Genomic DNA, 21,952 nt, shown 5'->3' on the forward strand with positions numbered 1-21,952 from the left:
AGTACAAAGTACAAGTAAATGAGTTATACTCATCTGTACTATTCTGAAATTGTACTTCTAAAATCTAAAGTTAGATAATGAGTAAGAATCAAAAAGATGTAAGGTGTTCATTTTGCGGATCTTCTAAACAAGATGTTGCTTTAATGATCGCTGGTATCGACGGACATATTTGTGATCGCTGCCTTGAGCAAGGTTACCAGATATTGAATGAGGAGACTGTTCAGAACAAGGCTAAAAAGGCACAACTTGAATTGAACCTGGTTAAACCTGTGGAAATCAAAAAGCATCTCGATCAATATGTAATTGGACAAGATGATGCTAAGCGTGTGCTTGCTGTGGCTGTTTACAACCATTATAAAAGGTTGAATCAAAAGATTGATAAGGATGAGGTAGAGATTGAAAAATCGAATATTCTTATGGTTGGTGAAACAGGTACAGGTAAAACGCTTTTAGCCAAAACCATTGCTAAAACTTTGCATGTGCCTTTTTGTATTTGTGATGCTACTGTTTTAACGGAAGCCGGATACGTTGGGGAAGATGTTGAAAGTATTTTAACGCGTTTACTCCAAGCTGCTGATTATGATGTAGCCGCAGCCGAGCGTGGCATCGTTTATATCGATGAAGTGGATAAAATTGCCCGTAAAAGTGATAACCCTTCGATCACTCGCGATGTTTCCGGTGAAGGTGTTCAGCAGGCTTTGTTGAAAATCTTAGAAGGTACTGTTGTAAATGTTCCGCCTCAGGGTGGACGTAAACATCCTGATCAAAAAATGATTGCTGTTAACACCGGCAATATTTTGTTCATATGTGGTGGTGCATTTGATGGTATTGATAAAAAAATCGCCAATCGTTTACAAACACAGGCAATTGGCTATGGAGCAAGAAAAAATACGGAGAAAGTAGATAAGAGCAATATGCTTCAATACATAACTCCAAAAGATTTAAAAAGCTTTGGCCTGATTCCAGAATTGATTGGTCGGGTACCTGTTCTTACTTATTTGAATCCTTTAGATCGTGATACATTACTTTCAATTTTAATTGAGCCTAAAAATTCACTGATCAAACAATATGTCAAATTGTTCTCTTACGAAGGCATTAAGCTTTCTTTTGAAAATGATGTGTTAGAGTATATTGTGGATAAAGCAATGGAATTTAAGCTGGGTGCCCGTGGTTTGCGTTCTATCTGCGAAGCCATTATGATTGATCATATGTTTGAATTGCCTTCAGTTAATGATGTAAAAGAACTTGTGATCAGCCTGGACTATGCCAGAGAGAAGTTTGAAAAATCAGCCAATATGAAGAAGTTGAAAGCGGCCTGATCTAAAAAAAATGATACAGACAAATAAAAAAAGAGATTAGAAATAATCTCTTTTTTTATTTGTGAAAAGTTGCCCCAATATCTGCCTAAGACGAATTAGTTAAAAATTATTTTTAATGGTTAAGTTTTTGTTAATTGTTGATAACTTTATGTTATAATTTATGATAATAATTTTATGTCATAAAAATTAAAATGATAAAATTTAATCGATATTTAATATATTTACTTATTATTATATTTGCAGGTAAATTTTCATTTTTATTAAGCAAATTTAAAACGTTAATCAATCTATTTTTTGCCGCTCTAAATGCTCAAAAAATGACTTTTTTGTCATTTTTTTTGAAAGTTATCCATTGCAAATACATCATTAACCAACTTTTGCTTATGGAACTCGTATACATGCCAAAACCCAAGCCCAACCCAATGAAATTCAAAAGCTGTATCACAGTCCGGCTAGCCGCATTAGTGAGTTTATTGTTGACTATTGTTTTAGGCCAACAGGCAGCTGCATTTCCTTCACTTCTATCAGTGAAGAACAAAACCGATATTAACCATCAGTTATATTTTTCGTTTTTAGATCAAACTACTTTTGGGTTTGCTGCGATCTCCAATAACTTTATAATTCAGCCTACTAATCCTGGTAATTGTCCTGCCACATTTTTTGATCCTTCAGCAATTGTGGGTACTGACGCATTACCTACCGGAACAACTTATAAATGGCAAAAGAGTATTGATTTAGGAGCTACCTGGGCCGATATTGGTATAGCCACCCGCGATTATAATCCGCCAACTTTAGTAAAAACCACCTGGTATCGTCGTATTGCACTAAATGGATCTGATCAGGATATCAGTAATATTATTCGTTTTGTAATTGCGCCTGTAACTGTAGGTAATAACACTATCACAAAAGATCAGGATCTTGTTTCAGGAGCCACCCCAAAACTGCTGGCAGGTTCAACTCCAAATGGAGGTGATGGAATGAGCTACGAATATTTGTGGGAGCAATCTACTGATGGTGAAAACTGGCAAGTAGTATCGGGAACTTTTGACGCAAAAGATTACCAGCCTCAGGCTATAACTGTAACCACTTATTTTCGCCGAACGGTCAAAATGGGACTTTGTACTGAACTCAGAAGCAATACCGTTAAGATTTCAATTGTTCAGGTTCAAATTTCAAACAATACCATTATCCAACCATTAGATAATGAAAAATGTGGTATTGCAAGTTTTGACCCTCAGCCGATCACTGGTGCAGCGGCAACAGTTACAATTGGAGCTACGCTTACTTATCAATGGGAGCGAAGCGTTGATGGTGGTGCTACTTATAGTGATATTCCGGGAGCGAAGACTCAAAATTATGACCCGCCTTCCCTAACTCAAACGGTTAGGTTTAGACGTAAAGTAATTGCAGATACCAAAACTGATTATAGTAATACTGTATTTATTATAGTAAACCCTGACGGTATAACAAACAATACGATTTATGCAATTTCGGATGTTAAGGCCGGAGTAACTCCTGAATTGATTGCCGGCAGTGATCCATTGCCAACAGGACGGGTTTATGATTACCAATGGGAGCAAAGTGATGATAATTCTAGCTGGTCGCCAGCAATAGGAACCGTATCTGGTAAAAACTATCAGCCTCAACCATTAACAAAAACAACTTACTTCCGCCGAAAAATAGGTTCAGGGGTATGTCCATCAACAATAAGTAATTCGATAAAGGTAACGGTCCTTCCATCATTACCTATCTCAAACAATAAAATTACTGCTCCGCCAACTACAGTGTTTTGTGGTTTGGCATCCGTTGACCCAAGTGTTATTACAGGTACAACCGCAAATAACGTGATCTCATATCAATGGCAGCAAAGCTTTAATAATAGTACCTGGGGTAATATTACTGATGCGGTATCAATAAATTATGATCCATCGAACTTAACCCAAAAGACTTATTTCCGTCGTATTGCCATTGCCGGTTCATTAAGAGACACCAGTAATGTGGTTCCTTTTATTGTAACTCCCATAGCACTTGATAATAATGAAATAATAAGTCCAGCACAATCTATTCAATCGGGAGGGGTGCCAAGCGTTATAGCTGGTTCACAGCCAAGCGGAGGTGATGGAACTTATAAATATTTCTGGGAGAAGAGTGAGGGAGGCCAAAATAACTGGGTTGCCGCAACGGGAGTTAATAATCAAATAAACTATCAGCCTCCATCGCAAACTGCTCCGGTTTATTACCGCAGAACGGTTACTTCAGGAGCCTGTACGATTACCAGTGAAAAATACCTCGTAGCTATTATTACTACTGCTGATTTGGTTATTGAAAAAACTGGAGGTATTAGTGATGATGTGGAAGGAGCTGTTCAGTTTAATATTAAGATCACTAACAATGGTCCTCAGGATGCCAGCAATGTGTTGGTTACCGATACTTTAAGTGATGACCTTGTTTATATTTCAGCTAAATCTGATGATGGTATAATTGATTATGATCCGGTTAAAAAAATAATTACCTGGGAAATTGATGAATTGCCCGATCAAAAGGAAATGAAATTAAGGATCAACGCTACTCCGTTAAAAAATCGAAATATCAAAAATACCGCATATATACAAGCTTCAGTGGTGGATATTGATCTGTCTAATAACTTATCCAAAGCAATTATTAAAGAAGTAACATTCGGAATTGATGAAGCATCGGTTCCAAATATGATTACACCGAATGGGGATGGTAAAAATGATGTATTCAAAGTTCCGAACATTGCAAGTTTCCCGGCCAATGAGTTAACGATTATGGACCGTTGGGGTAACCGCGTTTTTACGATCAAAGGATATCAAAACGATTGGAGTGGAGAAGGGCTGCCGGAAGGCACTTATTTCTATGTATTAAAAATTACCGTTGGAAATAAGTTGAAGGTGTATAAGGGATTTATGACATTAATGAGAAGCAGAATCAGTGGTTAAGATAAAAGAGGTAAAATGATTAAAAAAATACAACTGCTGTTTTCCTTATGTTTGCTATTTGCTCTGCCAGCTATGGCACAGCAGGATGCGCAATTCAGCCAGTATATGTTCAATGGATTATATATCAATCCGGCGTATGCGGGCTATAAGCAAAACCTGAACATTAATACCTTTTACCGTACGCAGTGGACGGGTTTTCAGGGATCTCCCCGAACCATGACACTTTCGGTGGATGCGCCCATGTATGATAATGCAATGGGTTTAGGTTTTCAGGTAGCAAGTGACAAAATAGGATATTCTGACGAGCTATCGGCTTATGGTATTTATTCTTACAGATTACAGCTCGATGATGAAGAATCGCGATTAGCTTTTGGCTTAGGCGTTGGCTTTTATCGTTATGCCTTTAAAGGATCCAACAGTATTGTGGATGACCCGAGTGATCCATTGTATTCTGACAATAATTCAAGTACCATCCATCCAGAAATCAAATTCGGATTGTTTTTTAATTCGGATCGGTTTTATGCAGGGCTTTCGGCAAACAATTTATTATCACCTTATCTTAAGTACGAACCCGATGCAAGTACATTGGCACCTAAAAAATCGACGCAGGTATATTTAACTGCAGGTGCTGCCTTACCGCTGAGTGATTATGTGGTGATGAAGCCATCATTTTTAATCAAGCAAGATGTTAAGGGATATTCAACCATCGATATCAATACCTTTTTCTTATTGTATGACAAAGTTTGGGTAGGAGGATCTTTCCGTAATAGTTTCAGATTCATCAATAAACTACCTAATCAACCTGTATATAATACTAATGCTGCTGTTTTAATGACTGAGCTATTCCTTAGCGAGAAGTTCAGATTAGGATATGCCTATGATATGTCATTGAGTGCGGTAAAAGACCTTAATGCCAGTTCACACGAAATTTCTTTGAGCTACAGTTTAGATGTTGAGGATCTTTTCCCTCCAAGATCGCCTAGTGCGGGTAATGTAAGAGGGATTACCGAACGTGCGGATAAGGCTGAACGGGAAGCAAAACAAAAAGAAAAACCGAAAGAACCGGTAAAAGAACAACCTAAAGCTCCGGCACCGGAAAAACCGAAGCCAGAACCTAAAAAAGAAGAGCCTAAAGCTGTTGATAATAGCTTGCAGGAAAAAGCAGCGAAAGAAGCCAAAATTAAAGCAGAGGCCGAGGAGAAACAAAAACGCGAGGCGGAAGCGAAACAGGCCGAAGAGCAAAAAGCTGCTAAAGCACAGGCCGAAGCAGAGGCGAAGAGGAAACGTGAGGCAGAAGCTAAACAAGCTGAAGAGATGAAAGCTGCTGAAGCTCAAAAAGCGAAAGATGAAGCGAAAGCTAAAGCACAAGCCGAAGCCGAAGCGAAGAAAAAACGTGAAGCGGAAGCTAAGCAAGCGGAAGAACAGAAGGCTGCTGAAACTCAGAAAGCAAATGATGAAGCGAAAGCTAAGGCACAAGCAGAAACTGAAGCGAAGAAAAAACGCGAAACGGAAGCTAAGCAAGCTGAAGAACAGAAGGCTGCCGAAACTCAGAAAGCAAATGATGAAGCGAAAGCTAAGGCACAGGCAGAAACTGAAGCGAAGAAAAAACGTGAAGCTGAAGCTAAACAGGCTGAAGAACAAAAGGCTGCTGAAGAGCAAAAAGCGAAGGATGAAGCTAAAGCTAAAGCCATGTCAGAGGCGGAAGTGCAGAAAAAACGTGAACAGGAAGAAAAAGATAGAGTTAAACAGGAAGAGCGTGCAATAGCTGAACAGAAGAAACGTGAAGCTGATGAAAAACGTGAAACGGAACGTAAAGTTCGTGAGGCTGAAAAAGAAAGAAAACTAGCAGAGCAACGTGAACGTGATGCCGAAAAAGAGAAAGAACGCCTGGCGAAAGAGAAAGAAGAGCAAATGAAGGCGAATGAAACTCCATTCGAACGTGAGGAAAGACGTAAAGCTGAAAAAGAAGAAGAAAAACGAATTAAGAAATTAAAACGAATGAAAGGGGCAATGGCCTCACCAAGGTATTTCTAGGTGTTAGCAGGTCAAGATTTTTATTAACATGTTATTAACAAAAAAAAGGGGATAACTTTTATTAAAATCTTGACAGCCAACATTTTTGAATTCCTTATAGTTATATTATATAATTTTTATCTAATCAAAAGATTTGTAAAAAAGAATTATATACATATTTTGGCAATTAAATAAACTTAGGGTCATATGAAACGTTTTTTAGGAATGTTAACATTAGTAGGTTTTATCTGCAGCGCAGAGGTAACCTACGCACAGGTGGAGAAGGCTGATCAAGAGTTTGAACAATTAAGCTATTCTACAGCTTTAGAGCTTTACAAAAAAGCTTTTGAACAAACCAAAACAGTACCAATCCTCCAAAAAATTGTTGAGTGTAACAAGCGCATGAATCGCTACAAAGATTGGGAAGCATGGGCAGCAAAATTGATAGCAGCGGATAACAAAAATCCGGATAACTACCTTACCTATGGTGAGGCGTTAGTGAGAAACGGTAAGTATACCGATGCTAAGCAATCATTCTACTTATTTGGTCGTTACTCAAGTGGTAAATTGTACGAGTCACAGTTTTTACAAGCTTCTTGTGACAGTGCATTGTACCAAATGAATAACCCTCAAACACAGGCAACTGTTAAATCATTAGATATTTTAAGTACTCCTTACTCTGATTGGGGTTTGGTTAAATATCGTAATGGTTTCGTATTCAGTTCTGACCGTCCTTGGGAGCAAAAAACCATTGACAAAAACTCTAAAAAGCTATACGGTTGGACTGGTCGTCCCTTCCTGAAGATTTTTTATGTTGAAAGTGATCCGGAGAAAAACTCTTGGGGAACTCCAACGTTATTCTCCGACTTCTTTAATGGTGAATACCATACTGCAGGTGCTGCATTTAACGAGCGTCAAAACACAGTATTCTTTACTCGTACCCGCTTTGTAAATACCCCTGAAACCGGTACAAAACCAGTTTTACGTTTAGAGATCTTTATGTCGGAAGCATGGAAAGAAGCCAGAGCTTTTAAACATAACTCAATCCTTAAATACTCTGTTGGTGATCCGGCAGTAACAAATGACGGTACTCGTTTATACTTTGTATCTGATATGCAAGGTGGTTACGGTGGTACTGATATTTATTATTGCGATATGGGAGCTGACGGTGAGTGGGGACCATTTAAAAATGCTGGACCACACCTTAACAGTAAAGGTGATGAGCGTTTCCCTACTTTGATGAACGATAACGTAATGTTCTTCTCATCAAATGGTCGTATTGGTATGGGTGGTTTGGATATTTATCGTGCAACCCGCGAAAAAGAGGAGTGGAAAAATATTATCCGCTTAGATTATCCAATTAACTCGCCACAGGATGATTTCAGTTTAATTGTAACTAAAATCTCTGGCGTTCCGGAAAATGCTGATAAGATCAAATTAGAAGGTTTCTTCTCATCTGACCGTTTCGATTCAAAAGGTGCGGATGACATTTACCAGTTTACCTGTGTAATGCCTCAGTTCCAGAAAGAATACTATTACAAAGGTCGTACGATCAACAACGAAACAGGTTTACCAATTACAAATGTTACCATTACTGTAATTGACCAGGCTAGCAAAGTTTCTAATACGTATAAGTCGAACGAAAAAGGTGATTACGAAGTTCCTTTGAAACCTAATCGTCAGTACGAGATCATCATGAAGAAAAATAACTATTTTGCTTCAAAACAAATCTTCAATACTGGAGACAAACTTCGTCCGGACATGTTGCAATCAGACTTGAAATTCGATCCTATTGTATTGGATCGTGCAATTCGTTTGAACAACATTTACTACGATTTCAATAAGTCAACTATTACAGCAGAGTCTCAAGCTGATTTGGATAATCTTGTAGGTGTGATGAAAGAAAATCCTGAGATCATTATTGAGTTAGGTTCACATACCGATTCAAGAGGTGATGCAACAGCAAACCTTGCTTTATCACAAAAACGTGCTCAAACAGTTGTTGATTACGTAGTGGCTAAAGGTGTTCCTGCAGCGCGCATTATCGCAAAAGGTTATGGAAAAACTAAACCACTAGTAATGTGTGATAACACTTCAGATTGTTCTGAAGCTGAGCATGCTTTAAATCGCCGTACAGAGTTTAAAGTAACTCGTTTAAAAACTGATATGTCGGCCAGCAAATAGAGAGTAATTAATCAATTTAGATAATAAAAAAAGATCCGGTGAAAACCGGATCTTTTTTTATTATGGGATTTTTAGTTTGAAGGTTGAGGAGTATCCTCGTCCATCAGCAATAAATAGGCGTCTTTGTAATATTTTGCGAGGTATTTCCAGTCGAAATTCTCCGAAGAGCTTTCAACCATGTTACGTTGTGAAATCCGCTCACGACGGTTAAGCTGCACAAAAGAAAACAACAGATTGGCCAATGATTCAGCAGATTTGTTGTAATCATTATGTCTTCTTCTAACAATATAAATTCCATGCGATTCTTCGCTTGGTAAATTACTGAGTACATAATCACCAAACCCCGAAAGATCGCTGGTAACAGTAGGAATGCCACTGGCTATACATTCAAGTGGAGTATACCCCCAAGGTTCGTAATAACTTGGAAATACACCTAAATGACAGCCACGGATAAACTGATGATATTCTAAACCAAATAGCGGATTTGTTGGCGATATAAAATCTGGATGATAAACTATTTTAACTTTGTCATTTTTGGCATTTACCAGTTTTATTCTGCGTAGATGATTAACGATCTGATCATTATTATTGTCTACCAAATCATGCGTAACAATATATGGTAATTCATCATTCTTCCAGGTAAGCAAGGTTCTTCTCAGTCTTAATTTCCAATAATCATCAACAAAGTCGTTTAAAGAAGGCATTTTTTGCTCCGGATTATAGGCCGATGCAACGAAGAGCTTATCGCCAATTTGCTTTCGGATAGCCGTACACGTATCTCTGACCTCTTCCATCAATGCTCTTGAATGCAATACTTTTGAGTTTATGGAATAGAATTCCTGCTTGGTAATTATAAATACAACCACAGTAACATCCACTCCCGCTTTTTGCATTTTCTTATTCAATCTGTCAATTGCGTCAATTGTCAGGTCAAAGCCTTTATTTACATATTCAAATCGGCCTGAAGTAAAGAAATAAAGGGTATTGTCAAGATCAAAGGAATAACTATGAAAGAAATGCCCCATGATAAACTGATTGATCTTTTGTTTATACTCAAGATGGAGATTCTGAAATTCGTGTAAAGCCACAAATCGCTCAATATTAATTCCATTAGGGGTAATAACATCCGGTTTTCTGCCAACCAGAATTTCACATTCATAACCTGTAATTTCACTTACAGTAGTAAATACATCAGCAGAATGGGCAGCATTACGTTCCAACAGAACTTTCGATAAGCAATTGAAACGAACAGCTTCGCGGTGCCAGTCCACTCCTGGTAATATATCATAAAAGCGGGGAGTAGTGGTGGCAAGGTAACGTCCTAACTGTGTTGCATGTGTAGTAAACACCGTTTTTATCGGTAGTTTCTTTTTCTTGATCTGTGGCAGGGCAGAGGCAACCATCCACTCATGAAAATGAGCATAGATTTTTTTGGTGGTTGTACCAGGCTGCGATAAAAAATCAAGGAAGGTAATTACCGTTTCTCCAAAAGCCAGTGTTTGATCCACGAGCTCATCATAAGTGGCAGTGTCTATTTTATGGTGTTCCCATAAAAAATATTTCACCTCATGCAGACGGGTATACACTGATGCAAAATTGATAAGAATAACCTTTGGCTTTCCTGAAACCAGCCAGGTTCCGTAATGAATATCAAAACCGGCTTTTTGCATTTTGAGTACTGCACGGCCAAAAGCATCATCAAATTTATCGGTAGGTTCAAACTCGGCCGGCATACGGCCCGGAAACATAGGGCCAATTAAACAATAATTATTACCCCACATCTCCACCATAGCCGGTGCTTTTGATCGGATAACCGTATAAATTCCCCCCACCTGATTACACACTTCCCAGGCAATTTCAACTAAAAGTTTTTTGTGTAGCTGCATTTTCTAATGGACTGATGTAGTTAAAGAAATAGTTTAAACCGCTATATATAATGCAAAGAAATTTTATGTCAATTTACTTAAATGCAGTTTTATTCTTAGGCATATGAAAAATAGAACATAATAGCTGTATATCAAAATCAATCTTTAAATTTCAGTAGTAAGTAATGCCTTTGGGTTGTATTAAATAGCCCTTGCTTAACCTTTTCCTTAGATTTTAATTAAGTTTTTTAAATCCGACTTCTTTTGGGCTTAGTATTATAAATACAAGTTTTAGTTTGATTCTCAAATCAATTTTATGAATTTAGAGGATTAAACAACGATGCATGAAGTATTACAATAATATTTTGGAAACCATAGGAAATACCCCAATGGTTAAATTAAATAAGTTGGTTGCTGAGATTCCGGCGACGGTTTTAGCCAAGGTCGAAACTTTTAATCCGGGAAATTCAATTAAAGACCGTATGGCCTTAAAAATGATTGAGGATGCCGAAAAGGAAGGAAAGCTTAAACCAGGTTATACAATTATTGAAGGTACATCTGGTAATACAGGGATGGGTTTAGCCATTGCCGCTATTATTAAAGGATACAAATGCATTTTTACAACTACTGATAAACAATCAAAAGAAAAGGTTGATGCCTTGAAAGCTTTTGGAGCAGAGGTAATCGTTTGTCCTACTAATGTTGATCCTGAAGATCCTCGTTCATATTATTCAGTTTCATCACGATTAGTAAATGAAACTCCAAACTCATGGAAAGCCAATCAGTATGATAATCTTTCTAATTCAAAAGCGCATTATGAACAAACCGGTCCTGAAATTTGGGAGCAAACAGAAGGTAAAATAACACATTTGGTAGTAGGTGTTGGAACAGGGGGAACCATTTGCGGAACCGGGAAGTATTTAAAGGAGAAAAATCCGAATATTAAAATCTGGGGTATCGATACCTATGGATCGGTATTTAAGAAGTATAAAGAAACCGGTATTTTCGATAAAAACGAGATCTATCCATATATAACCGAGGGTATTGGTGAAGACTTTTTGCCAGAGAATGTGGATATGAGCATTATTGATCTGTTTGAAAAAGTAACAGATAAAGATGCGGCCTTAATGACCCGTGAAATTGTTAAAAAAGAAGGGATTTTCGTTGGAAACTCTGCAGGGGCGGCAATTGCAGGTCTAAAACAATTAAAAGATAAATTAACGAAAGATGATGTGGTTGTGGTTATCTTCCATGATCATGGAACCCGTTATTTAGGGAAAATGTTTAATGACGATTGGATGCGTGAAAGAGGATTTTTGCAGGAAGAATTTATTACCGCAAAAGATCTGGTAAAAGATCATCCTGCTGCGCTTGTTACTATTGGTTCGGGAGAGCCGGTTTCAAATGCCATTGAAAAAATGAAAAAATATGGTATTTCTCAAATACCGGTTAAACGTGATGGGGAATTTGCCGGTATGCTGGATGAAGGTCATTTATTCAGATTGATGATCGGTGATAATTTAACCTCAAATAAATTGATTGAAGATGTAATGCTACCGGCCTTGCCCGAGGTTAGTGGCGATGATTCGATCAAAAAGGTAACTAAATTCCTCAACCACGGTAATAAAGCTGTTTTAGTTAAGTTAGAGGATGGTTCTTATCATATAATAACTCAGCAAGATATTATAACTCATATCTAAAAAGTAAAAGGTCCGAAGCTAAACTTCGGACCTTTTACTTTTGTTAGTTTAAAAGTTTATAACATTGCCGTGCTATCTCCAGTTCTTCGTTGGTAGGAACTACCAGGATCTTAACTCTCGAATCGGCTTTGTTAATTTCATGGATGCCTTTTTCTCTCTGCTTATTTTTTTCTTCATCTAATGAAATACCTAAATATTCCAGATGCTGAGTAGCAAGTCTTCTGGTTAAGGCATCATTTTCACCAACACCGGCGGTAAATACAATTGCATCCAAACCGTTAAGCACAGCTGTATACATACCAATGTATTTTCGTATGCGATAGGCATATAACTCATAGGCCAGTTTTGCATTTTTACTGCCTTTGTCCAATTCGGCTGTAATATCGCGCATGTCGCTAAATCCGGTTAGTCCAACCATGCCACTCTTTTTGTTGAGTACATTGTTCACCTGATCGAGGTCATAACCAAGTTGAGTTACAAGGTGGAAAATTACCGATTGATCAATATCCCCGCATCGTGTTCCCATAATCAAACCATTCATTGGCCCCAGTCCCATGCTGGTGTCTACGCATTTGCCATTTTCAATAGCAGCCATACTGCAGCCATTACCCAAATGGATAGTAATGATTTTTGATGACTTATTATTTAAATATTCAGCAGCTTGTTCAGAAACGTATTTATGGCTTGTTCCATGAAAGCCGTAAGCACGTATTCCGTGGGTGTAATAAAAGTCAGAAGGAATAGCGTAACGAAAAGCTACCTCAGGCATCGTTTGATGGAAAGCTGTATCAAACACTGCAACCTGCTTTGCTTTTGTGAAGATATTTTCGGCAACATCGATTCCCAGGTAATTGGCCGGGTTGTGCAGGGGAGCCAGCGGAAACAGCTTTTTGATCTGCTCTTTCACTGCATGTGAAATTACGGTAGTAACGGCAAATTGTTCGCCGCCGTGTACCACACGGTGTCCTACCACCTCAATTTCGTCCGTATCCTTTATCACACCTATTTTGGCATCGGAAAGTAAGGCGTTGACCTCTCTCAGCCCTTCAGCATGATCATTTATCTCGAGATTCTTTTTAATTACTTCGTCTTTACCGTCGGTAAAAACTTTATGCGTAATAATGGATTCCTCCAAACCAATACGCTCAACCAGCCCGCTGCAAATAGTTTTTGCAGAAGGCATTTCAAACAACTGATATTTTATGGAACTACTTCCGGAGTTTATAACAAATACTTTCATTTTTTTGATTACTGATTGTTGATTGAAGATTACATTCTTTCTTAAATCCTTTTCTCTTTATACCTGTGCCTGAATAGCTGTAATTACTACAGTGTTAAAAATATCATCCACAGTACATCCACGGCTCAAGTCATTTACCGGTTTATTTAAGCCCTGAAGCATTGGGCCAATCGCCAGGGCTCCCGTTTCGCGTTGTACGGCTTTATAAGTGTTATTTCCGGTATTTAAATCAGGGAATATCAATACGGTTGCCTGGCCGGCAACTTTAGAATCAGGCATTTTTTGCTTACCTACTGTTGGGTCAACGGCAGCATCGTACTGAATCGGTCCTTCGATCTTTAAATCAGGACGTTTAGCTTTGGCGATCTCAGTTGCTTTACGCACTTTTTCTACGTCCTCACCTTGTCCTGAAGTACCCGAAGAATAAGAAAGCATAGCTATTTTAGGTTCAATACCAAACATTAGACTGCTTTCAGCAGAAGAAATAGCAATTTCAGCCAATTGCTCAGCTGTAGGATTGGGATTAACTGCACAGTCGCCAAATACAGAAACGCGATCAGGCAAGCACATGAAAAATACCGATGAAACTACCGAAACACCCGGTTTAGTTTTAACAAACTGTAGGGCTGGTCGGATAGTATGCTGGGTGGTATGCACAGCCCCCGAAACCATTCCATCTGCCAGTCCTTTAAATACCATCATGGTGCCGAAATACGATACATCATTCATCATATCCTTAGCCATGTCTAAATTAACGCCCTTATCTTTTCTCAACTCATAAAAGGTTTGAACAAAATCCTGGAAATGAGGTGAGTCTGACGGTTTGGTAACATTGAATTTGTTGATATCCACACTCAGGCCCAAACGTTTAAAGGCGGCTTGAACTTCAGACTTATCTCCAATGATTGTTAAGTCAACCACTTCTTGATTGATCAATCGGGTAGCAGCAATTAAAATACGATCATCATTACCTTCAGGTAATACAATGTGTTTTTTAACTGTTTTAGCTCTTTTTACCAATTGATATTGGAACATTCTTGGCGTAATTCCTTCGGCTTCAAAGGTTACAATGCGCTGGTCAAGTTCCTGGGTATCCATATACCTTTCGAACGTATTTATGGCCAGTTCAATTTTGGCTGTATTATCCGCATAAATCCTTGATCGGATTGCTCCAATTTTGTTAGTGGTTTCAAAAGTGCCTCTTTCGGTTGCTAAAATCGGAACCTTTGAATCAAGACCCTCAATTAGGTTTAATACGGGTTCACCTGGTAAAAGTCCTCCAGTTAAAATCAAGCCCGAAACAGCTGGATAATTTTTCGAAATATTAGCCTGTAATGCACCAATAACGAGATCTGACCGATCGCCGGGTGTTACCACCAAAGTATTTTCAGTTAGGCGGGTGAGGAAGTTTTGCAGCATCATCGCACCTACAATCGCATTGTCAACCTGATTGGTAAGTTTGTTTTCGCCAAAAAGTATCTTTGCTTTTAAGGTTTCATTTATCTCCTGCATGGTTGGATTGCTTAATTCCTTCAATTCAGGGATAACTGATCGGATAATACGTGCGGGCAGGTTTTCTTTTAATAAGGTGGTTAATTCGAATGCGTGAGCAGAGTTTATTTTATTAGCGACTACAGCCAACACCTGCACTTCTTTATCGTCGAAGTTATTTCGAGCTGTTCGAATGGCTGCTGCAATTTCCTGAGGTGTTCGATTCTGTCCCGAGTGAACAATTACCACCGGCACTCCCAAATTTTTTGCTATTGAAACGTTTAAATCGAATTCAAAAGCAGTTCCTTCTCCAATAAAATCCGAACCTTCAACTAATACAAAATCATAGCTTTCTTCTAGTACTTTGTATTTTCGAATAATCGAATCGATGATTTCTGCTTCCTTGTTGAAGTTGATCATGTGAAAGATCTCACTTCTGGTAAAAGCATAGGTGTCATTATAAGTCTGGTTAAGATCGAAGTATTTAAGAATGCTTTCAATAGTGGCATCTTTTTTACCCTTTTGAGGGTCATCGTCCACTATAGGTTTGAAAAAAGCTATTTTTTTGGCTTTACTTAATAGCATATTCATTAACCCTAGAGCTACTACTGATTTGCCGGTATACGGCTCAGAAGTAGCAATGTATATTGCATTTGTCATACAGATTTATATTATTGATGTTAAAAAGAGTTCGGTCATGAAAAGATAGCGAAAAATCGGGAAATATAGATGTACACCCAATGACATTGGTCATGTTGATAAAAACAAAAGCCCAGCTAATGCCGGGCTTTGTTTTTACCTATTTTCTTATAGTAATTGACTTCGGGATCCATAAACTGTCTTGTCCTTTCATTGGTTTACTGTCTATTTAAACTTCAGGACGAGTCAAGTGAAAATCAGGATATATAAAACTTTACAAAACCCCGACAAAAGCTTGTAACTTTTACGAATAAAGGCCGTAATAGATTGAAAACTGGTGGGTTATGACGCTTTCAAGAAAAGTAACAACTATTGCTAAATTATCTTTTGTCTCAGGTTTAGGCTGTTTGTTGATGTTTAGTATGAAGTATCGTTTAGATATCGACTTTCGTAAAGAAGTGGTTAATCATCAGTTATGGCAATTAAGCAGTCTGATTATGCTAGTAACGACTTTGGCAATTGTTAGCTCTTGGTTGATTTTCTCTCTCAAAATTGCACTGAAAAAGAAGTAGATTTTTGAGATAACTATTTAAATTACAGCACTAAGAGAATAAAGGTGGACTGTCTATAGTGAACATACTGCGCTAAGACTTAGGATAACGAGTTTAAATCCCAATCATTGATCATCTATTATTTTATGAAAAAACACAATCTTTTTATTTTTTGCTTTATAATTATTTGTTTAATGTCATGTTCAAGAGGAAATTATAAAACAATTAATATGTCAAACAAAAAGAACACTGATAATTATATTCCAAGAACTGTGCTTGTTTACAAAACAGTTAACACTGACTTGATTAAGGAAAATGGAGAGGAATTATTATTTGCGGATGAGGCAGGATTCTTAATTGCTAAATTTGGTCGACCAGTTTTATTATTTGCTCCACCAGATGCGAAATTGTCTGATTTTCCCCAGGAATTTCAAGAGGTCATAATTAATTTAGAGTCGATTTCATTAAAAGAATTTGAAATACTAAATACAGAGGTAAAAAAGGAAGTTGAATTTAATACTATTCCTAATTGGCTCCCCCAAAATAAAAGCATTAGGCAACTCGAATTAGCCAATTTTAAGATAGAAAATTTAAAATTTCTTAAGGAAACTGCAATTGAAACATTACTACTTAGCAATAATCTATATGAGAATAGAGAGGAAGTAATTAATAATATTAAGGACTTAAAAAACTTAAAGATTTTAATTAACAATAATCAATTTACAAAAGAGGAGATTGACAAGATAAAAGACTCAAATCCTAAATTAATTGTAAGGCTTACAAGTGAAGATGGTTACGATTGGCTTGGACGTAGATCTGTGATTTCACCAAAAGTAGATGAAAAATAGCTTTAGGATCTACAAAAACGAAGAACTTAGTGGCTTGAATAGAAAGCAATAGCCGATTCGATGTGCATCAATAAGGTAGAAGTCTGAGAAACTATAAAACAAAAGCCCGGCAATTGCCAGGCTCTCTTTGTTTTTACTGTAGTTGTAACAGTATCTGCTTACAATCCTAATTTCTTTTTCATATCAGCAGGGATACCATCTTTGTGCAATAAAAACGCAGTGGTTTTATATTTTACAAAGTTTTTGGATACATACAAATAACCTTTATAGTCATTGCTTTCTCCCCACGAATTTTTAACGATATAGTATTCTTTACCGTTTTGATCTTTGGCAATACCGGTAATTTGCATGCCATGATCATCGGTTGTAGTATAGTTATCAAATGCCTGCTGACGGATTTCCTGTGTAATGGTCATTTCTGATTTAGGGCCATCAAACATGGTTGCTTTTTCTTCCGCAGTCATTTCTTCATATTTCTTTTCAGGAACATAAGCAACACCGTTTTTCCAGCTAAAGCTTTTTTCACTTACATCAGTTGCCCAGGCAACAGTAAATCCTTTTTTTACGGCATTATCAATAATGCTGGTAATATCATCCATCTGAACGTTGTAAACCTGATCCAATGACCAGTTATCAGGCACCATTAAGGTCATTTTCTCGTAATATGGATTGGTGTTGAATGATGATATTTCAACATAATCTTTTGCATTAATTCCCACTCTTTCTTTAGCGAAAGTTTGAGGAGTATAAGATTTACCTTCGAATGTAAATGTTTCAGGTACTGTACCTAAATACGAATCGATTACAGCGGTATAGGCTTTTTTCCAGTTTGTAGTTAATTCACCATTAGGGTTTTTTACTACCGCTTGCAAAATAGCTTCGGTCAAGCCAGCCATTTCCGAGAACTTATTCTTTTTAGTTCCATAGTTTAAGCCTGTATAAACTTCCTGTGGTAGTGCACCGTATTTAGCATACATGTTCACCACATCATGGCAAGCACCACCATCGCCTAAACTGATAGCTCCATGCATACGTACATAGTTTACACCTTTTTCAATATAAGCATTACGCGCAGTAAAAATTTCGGCTAAGTCTACAGGTTTTTTACCTAAACGAATCATTTCCGACTCAAGGAAAGAGTTAGTTGAATAGCTCCAGCAAGTACCTGAACTTCCCTGATCTTTTACCGAAGTTGCCTCTGCACTTACAACGGTAGTAAAGTTGAAAGCATTTTTGCTATTGTTGCTCTGATTGCTTTTTAAGCTGTTCACGAGATTATCCTGGGCATTGGCACCTATTGCAAGGGCAATAAAAGGAATGGCTAATAAATTCTTAACGTTCATAAAGTTGATTGATATTTTCAAGCGATGCCAAAGATAGTAATTCACTTAAGCGCGCAAATAGCAATACCGATTTGTAACTGAATTATTTCAGTTACAAAGAAGAGTTTAATAATGAGGAGTTTGAACTTGTAGTATTGTTGTTATAGTTCGATGGTGTTATTGGAGGGAAGGCTTTCTGATTCCTCTTTATTACGGGTAATATTGTATAAGAAAATCGAAATGATTACAAATTCGATAACAAGGAGAGCAAAATAAAGCATTGGTGTAAAATTTAGATAAGCGAAACTAATGGTTTTTACAGAAGAAAGGATAGGTGTGTGTAAGTTGTTGAAAAATTGATAGTTAAGTGTTTTATTTGGTGCTAAGCTATTTACACAAGGCAATCAGTGAATTCAAAACCTCTTTAATCTCGATTAATAAAGCCTGATCTTTCAATTCCCCTTTATTATTGAGTTTTGCACGGATAAAAGAGATCAGTAAGGTTGTTTCAGGCGGGGTTTGAGTAGATAAAGCGTTTAATACATTTAACATAGCTGCATGTCCTTTTTCACCCTGAGAAGATGCAGTGATCAATGCAACAGGCTTTTCAACCAATTCTCCGGAGGAAACGGTCCAGTCAATGGCATTTTTTAGTGCTCCCGGAATACCAAAGGCATATTCTGGGGTACAAATTAAAACGGCATCAGCTTCTTTAATCAAATTTTTAAAATGTAAAACGCTTTCCGGTACTATTTCACTATCATCAAAAGCAGGAATATTCTTTAGTCCTTCATAAATAATAAATTCAATAGAGGAAGGTAGGAATGATGCAATTTGATGTAATACCTGATTTGATGATGAATTAGCCCTTAAGCTTCCGGGGATGGCTAAGATTCTCATAGAGTAGCAATAAAAGAACAGGGTTTAAATCATATGCTTGTATCGGAGTCCCACTACCACAAGTTGTACTAAACCCAAAATAACAAATACCCATCCAATGGCTTTATTGATATTGCCATTTACCATTTTATTGATCCGTTCCTTTTTCCAGTGGGCAATACCTGCGAAAAGCAATAACAAGCCTAAGGCACCAACTGCAGCTCCAATAACGAATAAGCATTTGTCCATTTTATTGTCGAGCGAGAAAACATTGATACTTGTATTATAGATTAATACAGTACTCCAAAATGGCAACAACAATGGATTTACAATAGACAAGGTAAATCCTTTCATGAAATCACCGAATAGGGTAGAGGGATATTCCTGGGGTTTAGTGTTTTCCGGTTCTTTATATTTGATGATTTTAAAGATGCCCAGTCCTAAAAGTAGTGGTACCATAAAAAAACCGGCATAGAAAAAGAATGAACTTTTAGGATCGATAAGGCTGGTTCCGGCAACAGCAATAGCTGCGTATAAAATTTCAGGTAAACAACCTCCAATTGAAACCCAGAAAGCTGCGCGGAAGTCCTTATTTACAGAAGTTTGTATAACAGTAAGATTTACCGGCCCCAATTGCAAGGAGCCGATAAAACTTGCTACAAAAGCAATAATAAATATATAGAGTTGCTCCATTAAGGTTTTATTCGTTTACGGCAACTCGTTTAATATCTGCACCAATAGCTCTCAGGCGTTCTTCAATATCCTGGTAGCCGCGGTCAATTTGGTCAATGTTATAAATGGTACTCTTACCTTCTGCTGAAAGAGCAGCGATCAGCAATGACACTCCCGCGCGAATATCAGGAGAGGTCATTGATATGCCTCTTAGCTGATTACGACGTCCTAAACCAATTACGTTAGCTCTGTGTGGGTCGCAAAGAATGATCTGAGCGCCCATGTCAATCAGCTTGTCAACGAAGAATAAGCGGCTTTCAAACATTTTCTGATGGATCAACACACTGCCTTTAGCTTGCGTTGCCACTACTAAAACGATGCTTAGCAGGTCAGGAGTGAACCCTGGCCAGGGAGCATCAGCAATTGTAAGAATCGAACCGTCAATGAAGGTGTCGATCTCATAACTTTCTTGCGAAGGAATATAAATATCATCACCACGTCGTTCCAGCTTAATACCTAAACGTTTGAATACTTCAGGGATAACACCGAGTTCGTCGTAGGCAACATTTTTAATGGTAATTTCCGATTGTGTCATTGCTGCTAAACCGATGAAACTACCAATTTCAATCATATCAGGAAGCATGCGGTGTTCTGTACCACCCAATTTTTCAACCCCTTCAATGATAAGCAAATTGGAGCCGATTCCCGAGATTTTAGCACCCATGCGGTTAAGCATTTTACAAAGCTGTTGCAAATAAGGCTCGCAGGCAGCGTTGTAAATAGTTGTTGTGCCTTTAGCTAGTACGGCAGCCATTACTACATTGGCAGTTCCTGTTACCGAAGCCTCATCCAAAAGCATGTAGGTGCCTTTTAATTCGCTGGCATCAACACTAAAGAAGTTATCAACTGAATTATAATGAAACTTTGCACCCAGTTTTTCGAAACCTAAAAAATGAGTGTCTAAACGACGGCGACCAATTTTATCGCCTCCTGGCTTTGGAATATAAGCCTTACCAAAGCGAGCTAAAAGAGGGCCTACAATCATTACTGAGCCACGCAAAGCACCGCCTTTTTTCTTAAACTTATCAGAATTTAAGTATTCAAGGTCGATGTTTTTAGCTTCAAATGTATAAGTGTCTTTTGAAAGGCGCTCAATAGTTACGCCCAAATCCTTTAAAAGGTCAATCAGTTTATTTACGTCAACAATATCTGGAATATTGGAGATGGTTATTTTTTCTTCAGTTAATAAAACTGCGGAAACAATTTGCAGGGCCTCGTTTTTAGCACCTTGAGGAGTAATTTCTCCCTTTAATTTTTTACCTCCAATAATTTCAAAAGCACTCATCTATTTTGTTGTGTATCGGTTTTTAATTGTTAATATTAAAACGGTTATTGTTATCTGTCCGGACGTTTATTGTAAGGTTTTTGATAACCGCGATTATCTCCTCCTCTGTCTCGTCCTCCTCTGTTATCCCGGTCGCCTCCTCTGCTATCTCTGTCACCTCTGTTGTCCCGGTCTTTTCCATAATTAGAGCTACTGCGTTTATAATCCCTTTGCTCTCTGTGGTCTTTATTATCGCCTCTACCCGACATTTTTTCACGGGCTTCACGGGTATCACGGTTGCTGGTTTGGCGGGCAATAGCTCGGAAATCAATTTTTCCTAATGCCTGTGCTGCTGCATCACCGTCTAGTTCACTATTTGAAAGCTCATTTAAATCGTTAACAATTGTTTCATCACTAACGGTGTCTTTGTTCCAGCCTATGTACGACATTTTCATAAAGGCAGCCAGCGAATTCACAAATTGTGTTTTACGCTCACAATCCGGCAGAGTACGGGCTTTTTCAAGCATGTATTCCAATGTTTTGCCGTAGTGTTTATATTTTATATGATTTGAAGGGTATTTTAAACGATGTGGTTTTGCATAAATCGATTCTTTTGAAGGTACCGGAAACGGTGAATCAACTTCCAAAGCAAAATCAGAAATAATGAATAAATGATCCCATAACTTATGCTTAAAGTCGGTAACATCCCTCAAGTGCGGGTTTAATTGTCCCATCAGTTCAATTACGGCCTGCGCATATCTGTTTCGTTCTTCTTTATCTTCTAAAGTGAGAACGTGGTTGATCATGTTTTGAACATTTCGCCCATACTCTGCCATTAACAAGCGTGGTCGGGTGGTGTTATAGTCGAATGGCTTTGGCTCTTCTTTAGACATTATCGTATGGTTAAACAGATGAAATTCAAATATAGGTTAATGATTGTTGTTT

The 21,952-nt window shown here is 37.8% G+C and carries 15 protein-coding genes; 7 read left to right on the forward strand and 8 right to left on the reverse strand.

Translation table 11 applies throughout. From position 1 onward, the window contains the following. The first annotated feature begins 77 nt into the window (after nt 1-77). The 4 genes from clpX (at nt 78) to C3K47_RS05565 (ending at nt 8,476) form a co-directional block, all read left to right on the forward strand. Nucleotides 78-1,319, forward strand: coding sequence for an ATP-dependent Clp protease ATP-binding subunit ClpX (gene clpX, locus C3K47_RS05550; protein ID WP_103788120.1), 1,242 nt, complete (start codon nt 78-80; stop codon nt 1,317-1,319). 383 nt (nt 1,320-1,702) lie between these two features. Further along, on the forward strand, nt 1,703-4,279 hold the full coding sequence (locus C3K47_RS05555; protein ID WP_165784640.1) for a T9SS type B sorting domain-containing protein: 2,577 nt from the start codon (nt 1,703-1,705) through the stop codon (nt 4,277-4,279). Nucleotides 4,280-4,294: 15 nt separating this feature from the next. After that, a complete protein-coding gene (locus tag C3K47_RS05560; RefSeq protein ID WP_103788122.1) occupies nt 4,295-6,313 on the forward strand; it encodes a PorP/SprF family type IX secretion system membrane protein in 2,019 nt (672 codons plus the stop codon). Nucleotides 6,314-6,499: 186 nt separating this feature from the next. After that, on the forward strand, nt 6,500-8,476 hold the full coding sequence (locus C3K47_RS05565; protein ID WP_103788123.1) for an OmpA family protein: 1,977 nt from the start codon (nt 6,500-6,502) through the stop codon (nt 8,474-8,476). A gap of 71 nt (nt 8,477-8,547) precedes the next feature. Here the strand turns inward: C3K47_RS05565 and C3K47_RS05570 are convergent, their stop codons facing one another. Continuing rightward, nucleotides 8,548-10,362 carry a glycosyltransferase gene (locus C3K47_RS05570; protein WP_103788124.1) on the reverse strand — a complete coding sequence of 605 codons (1,815 nt, stop codon included), beginning with the start codon at nt 10,360-10,362 and terminating at the stop codon, nt 8,548-8,550. 323 nt (nt 10,363-10,685) lie between these two features. On the opposite strand from C3K47_RS05570, the gene C3K47_RS05575 reads away from it, so the two are divergent. Next, a complete protein-coding gene (locus tag C3K47_RS05575; protein ID WP_103788125.1) occupies nt 10,686-12,041 on the forward strand; it encodes a pyridoxal-phosphate dependent enzyme in 1,356 nt (451 codons plus the stop codon). 43 nt (nt 12,042-12,084) lie between these two features. Here C3K47_RS05575 and C3K47_RS05580 read toward each other — a convergent pair whose 3' ends face one another. Together C3K47_RS05580 and pta are read right to left on the reverse strand one after the other, a co-directional pair. After that, on the reverse strand, nt 12,085-13,281 hold the full coding sequence (locus C3K47_RS05580) for an acetate/propionate family kinase (RefSeq protein ID WP_103788126.1): 1,197 nt from the start codon (nt 13,279-13,281) through the stop codon (nt 12,085-12,087). Nucleotides 13,282-13,338: 57 nt separating this feature from the next. Then, nucleotides 13,339-15,432 carry a phosphate acetyltransferase gene (gene pta, locus C3K47_RS05585; protein WP_103788127.1) on the reverse strand — a complete coding sequence of 698 codons (2,094 nt, stop codon included), beginning with the start codon at nt 15,430-15,432 and terminating at the stop codon, nt 13,339-13,341. Nucleotides 15,433-15,755: 323 nt separating this feature from the next. Here pta and C3K47_RS19400 point away from each other — a divergent pair, with 323 nt between their 5' ends. Further along, nucleotides 15,756-15,983, forward strand: a complete 228-nt coding sequence (locus C3K47_RS19400) for a hypothetical protein (protein ID WP_133159334.1) — start codon at nt 15,756-15,758, stop codon at nt 15,981-15,983. Between the two features lie 209 nt (nt 15,984-16,192). Beyond that, entirely contained in the window at nt 16,193-16,810 is a 618-nt protein-coding gene (locus C3K47_RS05590; protein ID WP_133159335.1) for a hypothetical protein, read from the forward strand. Nucleotides 16,811-16,968: 158 nt separating this feature from the next. On the opposite strand, the gene C3K47_RS05595 is transcribed toward C3K47_RS05590, so the two are convergent. The 5 genes from C3K47_RS05595 to C3K47_RS05615 form a co-directional block, all read right to left on the reverse strand. Further along, entirely contained in the window at nt 16,969-18,153 is a 1,185-nt protein-coding gene (locus tag C3K47_RS05595; protein ID WP_103788129.1) for a C1 family peptidase, read from the reverse strand. Between the two features lie 366 nt (nt 18,154-18,519). Next, a complete protein-coding gene (locus C3K47_RS05600) occupies nt 18,520-19,032 on the reverse strand; it encodes an NADPH-dependent FMN reductase (protein WP_103788130.1) in 513 nt (170 codons plus the stop codon). A gap of 24 nt (nt 19,033-19,056) precedes the next feature. Then, nucleotides 19,057-19,704 carry a LysE family translocator gene (locus tag C3K47_RS05605; RefSeq protein WP_103788131.1) on the reverse strand — a complete coding sequence of 216 codons (648 nt, stop codon included), beginning with the start codon at nt 19,702-19,704 and terminating at the stop codon, nt 19,057-19,059. A 7-nt stretch (nt 19,705-19,711) separates the two neighbouring features. Continuing rightward, a complete protein-coding gene (murA, locus tag C3K47_RS05610) occupies nt 19,712-21,028 on the reverse strand; it encodes a UDP-N-acetylglucosamine 1-carboxyvinyltransferase (protein ID WP_103788132.1) in 1,317 nt (438 codons plus the stop codon). A gap of 50 nt (nt 21,029-21,078) precedes the next feature. Next, a complete protein-coding gene (locus C3K47_RS05615; RefSeq protein ID WP_103788133.1) occupies nt 21,079-21,900 on the reverse strand; it encodes a DUF4290 domain-containing protein in 822 nt (273 codons plus the stop codon). Nucleotides 21,901-21,952 lie beyond the last annotated feature (52 nt).

The sequence above is a fragment of the Solitalea longa genome (assembly GCF_002920915.1).
GTDB lineage: Bacteria > Bacteroidota > Bacteroidia > Sphingobacteriales > Sphingobacteriaceae > Solitalea > Solitalea longa.